The 293-nt window shown below is 67.9% G+C and carries 1 pseudogene; it reads right to left on the bottom strand.

Annotated elements, in window-relative coordinates:
* Window positions 1-293 (bottom strand): annotated as a pseudogene (locus tag EN852_RS39375) (two-component sensor histidine kinase); the annotation flags it as partial.

The following is a 293-nucleotide window of genomic DNA, read 5'->3' on the forward strand; positions in this document are numbered from 1 at the left end:
ATCCGTAGCGCCGCTGCGCAGTCGATCGAGCTCACCCTCGCCGAAGCGCTGGTAGGAAAAGGGTTCGGTCGTCCAGCCCTCGGTCTCGATGACCCCGGGCTCAAGGCTCTGCACGTTGCCGGTCAGGATCTGGCCGTTGGCGTCGGCGATCAGATAGAGGTTGGCGCCAGGCTGGCGGGAGCGGTTCTCGACCACGCGCACCAGCACCGGCAGGCCGCCGCGCTGATAGGCGCGGGCCAGACCCAGCACCTCGTCATTGATGGTCTCCTGCGTCTGCGCGGTCAGCATGCGCG

The sequence above is a fragment of the Mesorhizobium sp. M2E.F.Ca.ET.209.01.1.1 genome, from assembly GCF_004010375.2.
GTDB lineage: Bacteria > Pseudomonadota > Alphaproteobacteria > Rhizobiales > Rhizobiaceae > Mesorhizobium.